The sequence below is a fragment of the Bradyrhizobium sp. genome, from assembly GCF_030654605.1.
Taxonomy (GTDB): Bacteria; Pseudomonadota; Alphaproteobacteria; order Rhizobiales; family Xanthobacteraceae; genus Bradyrhizobium.
Genome location: NZ_JAURXB010000083.1, coordinates 20,765 through 31,626, shown reverse-complemented (window position 1 = coordinate 31,626; position 10,862 = coordinate 20,765). Strand labels below are relative to the sequence as shown.

The 10,862-nt window shown below is 65.1% G+C and carries 11 protein-coding genes; 7 read left to right on the top strand and 4 right to left on the bottom strand.

From position 1 onward, the window contains the following. Window positions 1–469 precede the first annotated feature (469 nt). A complete protein-coding gene (locus Q7U29_RS09040) occupies window positions 470–868 on the bottom strand; it encodes an MAPEG family protein (protein WP_304740577.1) in 399 nt (132 codons plus the stop codon). 112 nt (window positions 869–980) lie between these two features. On the opposite strand from Q7U29_RS09040, the gene hemH reads away from it, so the two are divergent. The 3 genes from hemH (at window position 981) to Q7U29_RS09025 (ending at window position 3,927) form a co-directional block, all read left to right on the top strand. Next, on the top strand, window positions 981–2,042 hold the full coding sequence (hemH, locus tag Q7U29_RS09035; protein WP_304740575.1) for a ferrochelatase: 1,062 nt from the start codon (window positions 981–983) through the stop codon (window positions 2,040–2,042). A 228-nt stretch (window positions 2,043–2,270) separates the two neighbouring features. Further along, window positions 2,271–3,266 (top strand): SPFH domain-containing protein, encoded by a 996-nt coding sequence (locus Q7U29_RS09030; RefSeq protein WP_304740573.1) that lies wholly within the window; start codon window positions 2,271–2,273, stop codon window positions 3,264–3,266. A gap of 214 nt (window positions 3,267–3,480) precedes the next feature. Continuing rightward, window positions 3,481–3,927, top strand: coding sequence for an NfeD family protein (locus tag Q7U29_RS09025; RefSeq protein ID WP_304740571.1), 447 nt, complete (start codon window positions 3,481–3,483; stop codon window positions 3,925–3,927). 1 nt (window position 3,928) lies between these two features. On the opposite strand, the gene Q7U29_RS09020 is transcribed toward Q7U29_RS09025, so the two are convergent. Then, complete coding sequence (locus Q7U29_RS09020) at window positions 3,929–4,252, bottom strand: helix-turn-helix domain-containing protein (protein WP_304740569.1); 324 nt, start codon at window positions 4,250–4,252, stop codon at window positions 3,929–3,931. 94 nt (window positions 4,253–4,346) lie between these two features. On the opposite strand from Q7U29_RS09020, the gene Q7U29_RS09015 reads away from it, so the two are divergent. After that, complete coding sequence (locus tag Q7U29_RS09015; protein WP_304740568.1) at window positions 4,347–4,892, top strand: carboxymuconolactone decarboxylase family protein; 546 nt, start codon at window positions 4,347–4,349, stop codon at window positions 4,890–4,892. Window positions 4,893–4,942: 50 nt separating this feature from the next. Here Q7U29_RS09015 and Q7U29_RS09010 read toward each other — a convergent pair whose 3' ends face one another. Continuing rightward, window positions 4,943–5,956 (bottom strand): SIS domain-containing protein, encoded by a 1,014-nt coding sequence (locus Q7U29_RS09010; RefSeq protein WP_304740567.1) that lies wholly within the window; start codon window positions 5,954–5,956, stop codon window positions 4,943–4,945. Window positions 5,957–6,156: 200 nt separating this feature from the next. Between Q7U29_RS09010 and Q7U29_RS09005 the strand changes: the two genes are divergently transcribed. Next, a complete protein-coding gene (locus Q7U29_RS09005; protein WP_304740581.1) occupies window positions 6,157–7,872 on the top strand; it encodes an outer membrane beta-barrel protein in 1,716 nt (571 codons plus the stop codon). A 93-nt stretch (window positions 7,873–7,965) separates the two neighbouring features. Here the strand turns inward: Q7U29_RS09005 and Q7U29_RS09000 are convergent, their stop codons facing one another. Then, a complete protein-coding gene (locus Q7U29_RS09000; protein WP_304740566.1) occupies window positions 7,966–8,325 on the bottom strand; it encodes a BA14K family protein in 360 nt (119 codons plus the stop codon). Between the two features lie 279 nt (window positions 8,326–8,604). Between Q7U29_RS09000 and htpX the strand changes: the two genes are divergently transcribed. Both htpX and Q7U29_RS08990 read left to right on the top strand, forming a co-directional pair. Continuing rightward, window positions 8,605–9,558: a zinc metalloprotease HtpX gene (gene htpX, locus Q7U29_RS08995; RefSeq protein WP_304740565.1), complete on the top strand. Its 954-nt coding sequence runs from the start codon at window positions 8,605–8,607 to the stop codon at window positions 9,556–9,558. Window positions 9,559–9,800: 242 nt separating this feature from the next. Next, a complete protein-coding gene (locus Q7U29_RS08990) occupies window positions 9,801–10,862 on the top strand; it encodes a sensor histidine kinase (RefSeq protein WP_370691719.1) in 1,062 nt (353 codons plus the stop codon).

Below are 10,862 nucleotides of genomic sequence, written 5' to 3'. Positions count from 1 at the left end.
GGTAACTCCGTGAGCGGTCTTCAGGACGTGTTGACGAGCGGTGTCGAAGCGTACGGCGAAATCGTGTGGTCCTGGCGCCGCAAGGCTGGCGCCAAGCTTGCGAACCCGTTCGCAGGCGACGGTGGCAACAGAGCGTAGCTCGCCGGGGAGAGTACGTATAAGCCGTAAAGCCATTGCGCAGGGAATGTCGGATGTTCTCCGCTGCCCTGTATGCTCGTGTGCGCATCTACTCGTACAATTTGCACACGAGACCGCGGGTGCAGCGCGCATCCGGCATTCCCTGCTCCCTCATTTGAGGGACAAGGTTCTTGCAAGGCTCGGGCTAGTCGTGCCGCGAGATCGCGGAGTCGTATTCAGTCGTCATCACCCGCGCATGCGGGTGATCCAGTATTCCAGAGACAACAGTGATTGAATCGATAGGTCGCGGCTACTGGATACCCCGCATGCGCGGGGTATGACGGCGGATAACTCACCCCGGCAGCCAGCCCCTGATCGCCGGCAGGAAGAAAATGCCGATATTGATCGCAAAGCCGATGCTCCACCGGATGGAGCGCAGCGTCGGGCGGTTACCGAGATAGGTGAAGACGTAGGCGATCCGCACGATCAGGAACAGCACCGCCAGTTCGTTGATCAGATGCTGCGGCGCCGCCCGGAATTCCGCCAGCAGCACCGCGGCGGCGAAGAACGGAAAGGCCTCGATGCCGTTCTGATGGGCGCCCAGCGCGCGGGCGGCGATCGGGTCGTCATAGAAGCCGGGGTCGCGCGGCCTGGCGTTGTCGAAACGGCGAAACCCGATCGCCTTGATCGGGACGATCGTCAGCAGATAGAGCAGCAGCGTTCCGAAAACGCACCATTCGGCGATCGTCATGATTCCCCCCGATGCGGCATGGCCGTGACCCGCCTGGCCCTCCAAAACGTGACAGTATCGAAAGCGCCATTATCTTGACAAGGATACCCCAACGCGCGAAGCCACGGGCATTATGACAGCAGTTGTAGCCATCGAAACCGCCAAGCCGGAAGCCGGGCCCGATGCCGAGCCTGCCGCCGGTATCAGCCCGGGACGCGTCGGCGTCCTGCTGGTCAACCTCGGCACCCCCGACACCGCGGACGCGCGCGGCGTGCGGGTCTATCTCAGGGAATTCCTGTCGGATCCCAGGGTGATTGAAAATCAGGGCCTGCTCTGGAAGCTGGTGCTGAACGGCATCATCCTGCAGGTGCGCCCCCGTCGCAAGGCGCGCGACTATTTGAAGATCTGGAACACCGAGAAGAACGAATCCCCGCTCAAGACCATTACGCGCGCGCAGTCCGAGAAGCTGGCCGCCGCCATCGCCGACCACGACCATGTCGTGGTCGATTGGGCGATGCGCTACGGTAACCCGTCGATCGCGTCCCGGATCGCGGCGCTGACCGCGCAGGGCTGCGACCGGCTGCTGGTGGTGCCGCTCTATCCGCAATATTCGGCGGCGACCTCAGCCACCGTCTGCGACGAGGTGTTTCGCGTGCTCGCCGGCATGCGGGCGCAGCCGACCTTGCGGATCACGCCGCCCTATTACGTCGATGCCGAATATATCGATGCGCTGGCGGTTTCGATCGACGCCCACGTCAAGACGTTGCCGTTCGAGCCGGAGCTGATCCTGGCCTCGTTCCACGGCATGCCGCAGAAATACATCGACAAGGGCGACCCCTACCAGGCGCAATGCGTCGCCACCATGGACGCCCTGCGCCGGCGCATGGGCCTCGACGCCTCGAAGCTGATGCTCACCTTCCAGTCCCGTTTCGGTTTCGACGCGTGGCTGCAGCCCTACACCGACAAGACCATCGAGCAGCTGGCCAAGGATGGCGTGCGCCGCATCGCGGTGGTGACTCCCGGCTTTTCGGCCGATTGCCTCGAAACCCTGGAAGAAATCGCGCAGGAAAACGCCGAGATCTTCAAGCACAATGGCGGCGAGCAGTTTTCGGCAATTCCCTGCCTGAACGACAGCGATCCCGGCATGGACGTGATCCGCCAGCTGGTGCTGCGGGAGCTGCAGGGCTGGATCTAGACGGCTGGATCTAGACGGCTGGATCTGATCTGGATTTGACGATTAAGTGATGCTGGCGGCTCCGCCAGCGAAACGAGGCACTTGGCCGGCGTCCGGGCGGTGACCCCTTGGCGGCCGCCAAACCCCTCCTTACCTCTATCCAAAAGGTTATACTGAACCGGCGCGGCCGGACTTCAGACCAAATAATAGACGTCCGCGAGCAACTGACTTTGCGGCTTTGGAGGATTTATGAGCGGCTTTGACATCTTCGCCATTGCATTCGTGCTGCTGGTTATTTTCACGCTGTTTGCCGGCGTCAAGACGGTGCCGCAGGGCTACGACTGGACCATCGAGCGGTTCGGCAAATACACCCGCACGCTGTCGCCCGGCCTGAACATCATCGTCCCCTATTTCGACCGGGTCGGGCGCAAGATGAACATGATGGAGCAGGTGATCAGCATTCCCGAGCAGGAGGTGATCACCAAGGACAACGCCACCGTGACGGTGGACGGCGTCGCCTTCTATCAGGTGTTCGACGCCGCCAAGGCGAGTTACGAAGTATCCAACCTCGATCAGGCGATCATCGTGCTGACCATGACCAACATCCGCTCGGTGATGGGCGCGATGGATCTCGACCAGGTGCTGTCGCACCGCGACGAGATCAACGAGCGCCTGCTGCGCGTGGTCGATGCCGCGGTGTCGCCGTGGGGGTTGAAGGTCAACCGCATCGAGATCAAGGACATCGTGCCGCCCGCCGATCTGGTCGAGGCGATGGGACGCCAGATGAAGGCCGAGCGCGTCAAGCGCGCCGACATTCTGCAGGCCGAGGGCCAGCGGCAGTCGGAAATCCTTCGCGCCGAGGGTGCCAAGCAGGGCCAGATCCTGCAGGCCGAAGGCCGCAAGGAGGCCGCGTTCCGCGACGCCGAGGCGCGTGAGCGCTCCGCCGAAGCCGAGGCCAAGGCGACGCAGATGGTCAGCGAAGCCATTGCCAAGGGCGACGTCGCCGCGCTGAACTATTTCATCGCCGACAAATACATCAAGGCGTTCGGGCAACTCGCGGACTCGCCGAACCAGAAGATCGTCATGCTGCCGATCGAGGCGATGAGCATTCTGGGATCGCTGGCCGGCATCGGCGAGATCGCGAAAGCGACTTTCGGGGAAGGCGCGGTCGCCGCCCAGGCCGCGCGCCGCGCGTCGGTGCCCGGCACCGGAGCGACCCCGCCGCCGGTGACGCCGCAACGGTAAGGTTGTTTGATGATGAGCGCACTGGCGCAGGCCCTTTTCCCTCTCCCGCTTGCGGGGGAGGGTGCCGAGCAAAGCGAGGCGGGTGGGGGCTCTCTCCGCGAGTCCCGCCGTTGAGAGAGCCCCCACCCCAACCCTCCCCCGCAAGCGGGAGAGGGCGCGCACCGCCGACGCATCGTCGTGATCGGCTACGAGAAACAGTTGAGAGGGTCACACGATGACCGAGATGTTTTACACCCTTGGCACCTGGAACTGGCTGATCTTCGGCTTTGTCCTCATGGCGCTGGAGCTGCTGGCGCCCGGAGTCTTCATGTTCTGGCTCGGGCTCGCCGCCCTGCTGGTCGGGCTGTTGTCGTTCGCGATCAGTCCGTCCTGGCAGACCCAGTTGCTGATGTTCGCGGTTTTCGCCGTCGCCGCGGTGCCGCTGTGGCGGCGGGTCGCGCGCAGCAACAGCAGTGTCAGCCAGAGTAACCCGTTTCTCAACAAGCGCACCGACGCGCTGGTCGGCCGGGTGTTCACGCTGGAAAAGCCGATCATCGACGGCTCGGGCACGGTGAAAATCGACGACACGATCTGGCGCGTCGCCGGCCCCGATGCGCCGGCCGGCAGCCGGGTCAAGATCGTGCAGGCCGACGGCGCCAGCCTGACCGTGGCGGCCGCCTGAATCAACGGGCCTTGAACCTGCTCCATCGCTCGGCGAATTGATGCAACGGCAGAAAATGTTCAAACAACTCCTTTCCGAGCGCGGTGAGGCGGTAGCCGTCGCCGGCAACAAGCTCGACCAGGCCGGCTTCCCGCAGTTCGGTCAGCCGGGTCTGCAGGATGGTCGGCGAAGCCTCGTCGCAGGCGGTGCGCAAGGCGCGCGACGTCAGCGAGCGGTCGTCGCGAAGCTCCCAGATGATCCGCAGGCTCCAGCGCCGGCCCAAGAGGTCGAGCAGCGCCATGATCGGGCGGCCGGAGGCCGAGCCGCGGACGGTGCGTTTCTTCATGGCTGAACCCTGTTTCGGCACCGGCGGCTCCCTTGCGGTCTGCTACAGATAATGTAGCATGTCGCTACGTTTATTGTAGCAATGGGAGTCGCCGATGTCACGCCTTGCGCCGCTGCAGCCGCCTTATGCCCCGGAGATCCAGCAGCAGTTCGACCGCATCATGCGCGGCGCGCCGCCGCTCGTGCTGTTTCGCACCATCGCGCGCAGCCCGCGGGCCTGGGAGAAATTTTCCGCCGGCGGCCTGCTCGACCGCGGCCCGCTCAGCCTGCGAGAGCGCGAAATCGTCATCGACCGCACCTGCGCACGCACCGGCTGCGAGTACGAATGGGGCGTCCATATCGCGGCCTTCGCCGCCGCCGCCCGCCTCACCGACGAACAGGTCCGCGCCACCGTGCTGGGCGAGGCCACGGATCCCTGTTGGTCGGTTGCCGAACAGGCACTTATCGCGGCGGTCGACGCGCTGCATCTGCGCGCGACGTTGAGCGACACGGAATTCGCCGCGCTGTCGGAGCATTACGACGAGGCGAAGATTCTGGAAATCATGCTGCTGTGCGGCTTCTATCGCACGGTGTCGTATCTCGCCAACGGACTGGCGCTGCCGCTGGAGGCGAGCGCGGCACGGTTTCCGGAGCGGACCTGACTCTCTCGGGTCGTCCCTGCGTTCGCAGGGACGACGTAAGAAAGAAATACCTACGCCACACCGGCCCTTAGCACGTCGTGCACATGCACGATGCCGACCGGCTTCCTGCCCTCGGCGACGATCAGCACCGTCACCGCCGGCTTCGACGAATTGATCGTCTCCAGCATTTCGGTGGCGAGCATGCCGGGCGGGATGGTGCGGGGATTCCTGGTCATGACCTCGTCGACCAGGGCCGTCATCAAATCCGGGCGCATGTGGCGGCGCAGATCGCCGTCGGTGATGATGCCGGCGATCTCGCCGCCGGCGTCGACGATGCAGACGCAGCCGAAACCCTTGGTCGACATCTCCACCAGCGCATCCGACATCCTTGCGCCGAGCGATTTGACCGGGATGGCGTCCCCGGTATGCATGATGTCGCGAACGAATTTCAGCATCGCCCCGAGCTTGCCGCCGGGATGGAAATTGGCGAATTCCAGCGCGGTAAAGCCGCGGCCCTCGAGCAGCGCGATGGCGAGCGCGTCGCCGATCGCGGCCTGCATCAGCGACGAGGTGGTCGGCGCCAGATTGTGCGGACAGGCCTCGCGCGCCTTCGGCAGCTCCAGCACGATGCGCGCGGCAGCACCCAGCGAGGAGACGGCGCTGGAGGTGACCGCGATCATCGGAATCGCGAAGCGGCTGGAATAATTGACGAGGTTCTTCATCTCCGGCTGCTCGCCGGACCACGACAGCGCGATGATCACATCGTCCGGCGTGATCATGCCGAGATCGCCATGGCTGGCTTCGGCGGCGTGCACGAAGAAGGCCGGCGTGCCGGTGGAGGCCAGCGTCGCCGCGATCTTGCGCGCGACATGGCCTGACTTGCCGAGCCCGGTGACGATGACGCGGCCCTTGGCGTCGCGGATCAGCTCGACGGCGGCGGTGAAAGCCGGCCCGAGCGGGCCTTGCAAGGCCGCCGAGATCGCCGCGATGCCGGCGGCTTCCGTATCGAGCGTGCGCAGGCCCGACTGGACGGCGGCGCTCGCGGGGTCGGATGAGTGTGCCATCAGCGGTTTCGAATGGGCCATGTGATTCCGAAGCAGGGGCCTGTTCGCCCCGGACCCCCTCTTAGCACGCGCGGGAGGGTGATGCGACGCGGGCCCCGTTCTCAACGGCTCATTAACCATAATTGTTTTAACTCCATTAACGACGTTTCCGCGCCGGCATTCGCATGCGCCCGGAACCCGTCGCGTAAGTAAATGAATTTGTTGGAGTATTTTTCATCGTGATGTCGGGTCCAGCAAGGGGCCGTCGCGGGCGCGTAACGGTTTTACGCGCGGTATTGCCGTGTCTCGCGCTGTTCGTCCTCGATATCGCTCCCGGCCACGCCCAGACCCTCACTCCCGACCTGTTCCGTCCGGCCCGCGACGGCTTTGTGTCGCCGCAGGATTCGCCGCTGCGCCGGACCGGAGAGACCACGGACCGCACCGGCGATGCCGCCAATGACGCGCGGCTGCGCGACAAGGACGTGCCTGCGAAATCGCGGATCGGCGCGATTCCGACCTACGGCCTTCCCGCCGCCAGCGGCGCGTCCACCTCCGGCTACGACTCGCTCAACCGGACCAGGAAGAAGACGAAATATTATCCGGGCCAGGCCAGGCCGAAGCCACCACCGGGTCCCGGCAGCAAGCCGCCGCAGCCTTTGCCCGCCAACGGGCGGGTGCGGCTGTCGATCCCGCCGTCGGACTCCGCCAACAAGACGCCGATCCCGCCGGCGATGGCCGGCACCGTGCCGGGCCAGCCGCCGCGGAAGCGGCTGAAGATCGACGACGATCCGTTCGGCGCGATCGGCGACTACGCCGGCAGCTTTCTGATCAAGTCCGCGCTCGAGCTGCGCGGCGGCTTCGACACCAATCCGCGCCGCACCGTGGTGCCGAAGGGATCGCCGTTCTATGTGGTGGCGCCGGAATTCCTCGCGGTCTCAGAATGGCAGCGCCACGCGGTCGTCGCCGACCTGCGCGGCTCGTTCACCGGCTATGGCAACACCTTTCCGCCGCCGACCGACGGCACCATCGCCTCGGCGCCGGTCGTGATCGACCGGCCGGATTTTGTCGGCCATATCGACGGCCGGCTCGACGTCAGCCGCGACTTCCGCCTGATGGGACAGGGCCGGTTACGCGTCGCCACCGACAATCCCGGCAGCCCGAACATCCAGGCCGGCCTGCAGCGCTATCCGATCTACACGACGCTCGGCGGTACCTTCGGCGTCGACCAGAATTTCAACCGCCTGCAACTGTCCGCCGGCCTCGCCGCCGACCGCACCGTCTACCAGGCGTCGAAGCTCACCGACGGCACGTCGAGCACCAATGACGACCGCAACTACAACCAGTTCGGAGGCCTCGGGCGCGTCAGCTACGATCTGATTCCGGGCCTGAAACCATTCGGCGAGATCGACGGCAACGTCCGCTCGCATGACCTGCTGACCGATCGCAACGGCTTTCAGCGCAATTCCAGCGGCGGATCGGTGCGCGCCGGCACCAGCTTCGAATTCTCGCGTATCCTGACCGGCGAACTTGCGATCGGCTGGGCAGCGCGCACCTACGAGGATCCGCGGCTGCTGCCGCTGCAGGGGCTTTTGACATCGGCCTCGCTGGTGTGGGTGGCGACGCCGCTGACCACGGCAAAATTCTTTGCCACCACCTCGATCGACGAAACCACGGTGCCCGGCGTCTCCGGCGTGCTGACCAACACGTATACGGTGGAAGTCGATCACGATTTCCGCCGCTGGCTGACCGCGATCGGCAAGTTCACCTGGGGCACCCAGGACTATCAGGGCGATGCACGCTTCGACCGCTTCTATTCGGTCTCCGGCGACCTGATCTACAAGCTGAACCGCAACATCTGGCTCAAGGGCACGCTGCGCCGCGACTGGCTCGACTCCAACATCGTCGGCAACAGCACCAACTCGACCGTGGTGATGCTTGGCGTGAGGCTGCAGCACTAGCGCCTTATTCAGCTTGGCCTTCGTTACTCTCCCGAAATAAAAACCCCAGCACGAGGCCGGGGTTTTCACATCGTTGCGCGGGCAATCGTCCCGCTACGGACACGGATGGCGGTAACCGTCCGTACCCATATAGGTCATGCTCTGCGGATCGTACGACCGGTAGCGTCGCATGCAGTAGCCGATGGCGTCTTCCTGCCGCTGGGCTTCGCCCGCGATGATGGCGCCGCCGATCACGGCAGCACCGATGCCGAGGGCCACTCCCGCACCGATATTGTCGCCGCCATAACCACGGCCTCGGCCATCACCCCGGCCACGACCGCGTTGCGCTTGGGCGGAGGAGACGCCCATGGCGCCGGTGGTGGCAACGACGCCGAACGCATACATCGACAACAGGACCCCTGTCGCCAGCACGCGGGTGACGAGCTTGCGCGCGCCGGATTTCTGAACTGCCATTTCGTTACCTTTCCATCGATTTCCGCATCATGTCGCCTCACGCAAACACCTGCCTTGCGCTGGATCAAGCGATATCCCGGGCGGGCGCTCCGACCCCCGGGTTTCCGGCGCCGATATGGCCAGAAACGGGGCCGATTGATCCGACTCCAGGCCCCTGGGAGCCTTTATCGCCCCCGCCGCGACGCGGCGACGCACCCGCCGGCCTTGAACCGCCCCGCAGGCGATCTAGTTGATTCTATGTATGCCGCGGGCTCCACCGCCGGCATCAGGGAGACCATGATGAGCTACTTTCGAACCGCGATCCTGCTGGCCGGTCTCACGGCCCTGTTCATGGGCGTCGGTTATCTGATCGGCGGCGCCGGTGGCGCGACCATCGCGCTTCTGATCGCGGCCGCGACCAACCTGTTCGCCTACTGGAACTCGGACCGCATGGTGCTGTCGATGTACGGCGCCCATGAGGTCGATGCGCGCAGCGCGCCGGAACTGGTGGACCTCGTGGCCATGCTGGCCGGACGGGCAGGGTTGCCGATGCCGCGCGTGTTCCTGATGGACAATCCGCAGCCCAATGCGTTCGCCACCGGCCGCAATCCGGAGAACGCCGCCGTCGCCGTCACCACGGGGCTGGTGCAGTCGCTCGGCCGCGAGGAACTCGCCGGCGTGATCGCGCATGAACTCGCGCACATCAAGAACCACGACACGCTGCTGATGACCATCACCGCGACCATCGCCGGCGCGATCTCGATGGTGGCGCAGTTCGGCATGTTCTTCGGCGGCAACCGCGACAACAACCACGGTCCCGGCATCATCGGCTCGATCGCGATGATGATCCTGGCCCCGCTCGGCGCCATGCTGGTGCAGATGGCGATCAGCCGGACGCGCGAATACGCCGCCGACGATCTCGGCGGGCGCATCGTCGGCCAGCCGATGGCGCTGGCGTCGGCGCTGGTCAAGATCTCGAACGCCGCGCATGTGATCCCGAACGAGGAGGCCGAGCGCAATCCGGCTACCGCGCACATGTTCATCATCAATCCGCTGTCGGGCCGCGGCATGGACAATCTGTTCTCGACCCATCCGTCGACCGAGAACCGGATCGCCGAACTGCAGCGGCTCGCGGCCGAGCTCGGTTCGCAGGGAGGCATGGCGGCGCCGACCCGTCCGCCGCAATCGTCCCGACGCGGCCCCTGGACGGCTCCCCGTGGCAGCGGCGCCGCGCCGCGCGGGCCGTGGGGTTGATGGTATACCAAGCGAGCTAAACCTTACTGCTTCGTCATGGCCGGGCTTCGTCCCGGCCATGCACGTAACTGCCGCTCCGAAGCGAATCGAACCTTTCTCGCCCTCGCGCATTGGTCATCTGCCGCCAGTCTTCTGGCCTTTCGATTTGTTCCCCCAGAACCTGTTCACGTGGCATACCGGCAGAGTCCTGTTGAGCGGTCCAGTCGATGACTCGCCATAGTTCGTGAAAGCTGGGAATAGCCATGGCGATGCCGGCACAAGACGGCGCGACGACCGCGATTTCGGTCGCACAGAAGGTGGTGCAGCCACCTGCAAAATCAGGCTTGCCGGACTGGGACGCCGCGCATCTGCGCCTCGCCATCGAGGCGGCGGGGGTGGCCCTGTGGTCGTGGAACGTCGACACCAACCGCTTCACGATGGATGAACGCGCCTTTGAGCTGTGGGGCGTGCCGCTCAGCGACTATGTGTCGTTCGAGGACCTCTCGGTCAATATTCATCCGGCGGACCGTGACCGGGTCAAGGCGGCGTTTGCCGCGACCCGCGCCCTTGTCGGCGCCTACGAAATCGATTTTCGCGTCATGGTCGGCGAAGAGGTGCGCTGGATATCGGCGCGCGGGCAGGGCGACGATGCCGGCATCGTCGGCCGCATCATGTATGGCATCTTCATCGACGTCACCGGCCGCAAGCAGGCGGAAGAGGGCCACGAGCTGCTGGCGGGCGAAATGAGCCACCGGGTCAAGAATCTGCTGGCAATCGCGACCGGACTGACCGCGATCACGTCACGTTCCGCCAAGACCACTGCGGATATGGCGCAAGAACTCACCCATCGGCTGACCGCGCTCGGCAGGGCCCACGATCTGGTTCGTCCGCTGCCGGGCCAGAGCGGGAAGGCGGCGCTGCTCGGCGACCTGTTCACGGTCTTGCTGGCGCCCTATGACGACATGGGAGCGTTCAGCGGTCGCGTCCGGGTCTCGGTGCCGCGCATGGGTGTCGGCGAACAGGCGGCGACGACGTTGGCGCTGGTGGTGCACGAGCTTGCCACCAACTCCCTCAAATACGGCGCGCTGTCATCGCAGGAGGGGGTACTCGACATCTCCTGCGTCCCCCATGACACCGAGGTGACCGTGGTCTGGACCGAGCGCGGCGGCCCGCCGGTGCAGGCGCTCACCGGCGATGGCGGATATGGCAGCAAGCTGCTCAACCGCGGCATGACCGTTCAGCTCGGCGGATCGATCAGCTGCGACTGGAATCCGGAAGGCGTCATCGTCACGCTGAAGATGACCAAGGATCGGCTGACGAGGTAG

Excerpts from the sequence above, each read along its gene's own strand:
- Q7U29_RS08990 (WP_370691719.1), top strand. The coding sequence starts at position 9,801 with ATGGCGATGCCGGCACAAGACGGCGCGACGACCGCGATTTCGGTCGCA.
- Q7U29_RS09030 (WP_304740573.1), top strand. The coding sequence starts at position 2,271 with ATGAGCGGCTTTGACATCTTCGCCATTGCATTCGTGCTGCTGGTTATT.
- htpX (WP_304740565.1), top strand. The coding sequence starts at position 8,605 with ATGAGCTACTTTCGAACCGCGATCCTGCTGGCCGGTCTCACGGCCCTG.
- Q7U29_RS09020 (WP_304740569.1), bottom strand. The coding sequence starts at position 4,252 with ATGAAGAAACGCACCGTCCGCGGCTCGGCCTCCGGCCGCCCGATCATG.
- Q7U29_RS09025 (WP_304740571.1), top strand. The coding sequence starts at position 3,481 with ATGACCGAGATGTTTTACACCCTTGGCACCTGGAACTGGCTGATCTTC.
- Q7U29_RS09015 (WP_304740568.1), top strand. The coding sequence starts at position 4,347 with ATGTCACGCCTTGCGCCGCTGCAGCCGCCTTATGCCCCGGAGATCCAG.
- hemH (WP_304740575.1), top strand. The coding sequence starts at position 981 with ATGACAGCAGTTGTAGCCATCGAAACCGCCAAGCCGGAAGCCGGGCCC.
- Q7U29_RS09005 (WP_304740581.1), top strand. The coding sequence starts at position 6,157 with ATGTCGGGTCCAGCAAGGGGCCGTCGCGGGCGCGTAACGGTTTTACGC.
- Q7U29_RS09000 (WP_304740566.1), bottom strand. The coding sequence starts at position 8,325 with ATGGCAGTTCAGAAATCCGGCGCGCGCAAGCTCGTCACCCGCGTGCTG.
- Q7U29_RS09040 (WP_304740577.1), bottom strand. The coding sequence starts at position 868 with ATGACGATCGCCGAATGGTGCGTTTTCGGAACGCTGCTGCTCTATCTG.
- Q7U29_RS09010 (WP_304740567.1), bottom strand. The coding sequence starts at position 5,956 with ATGGCCCATTCGAAACCGCTGATGGCACACTCATCCGACCCCGCGAGC.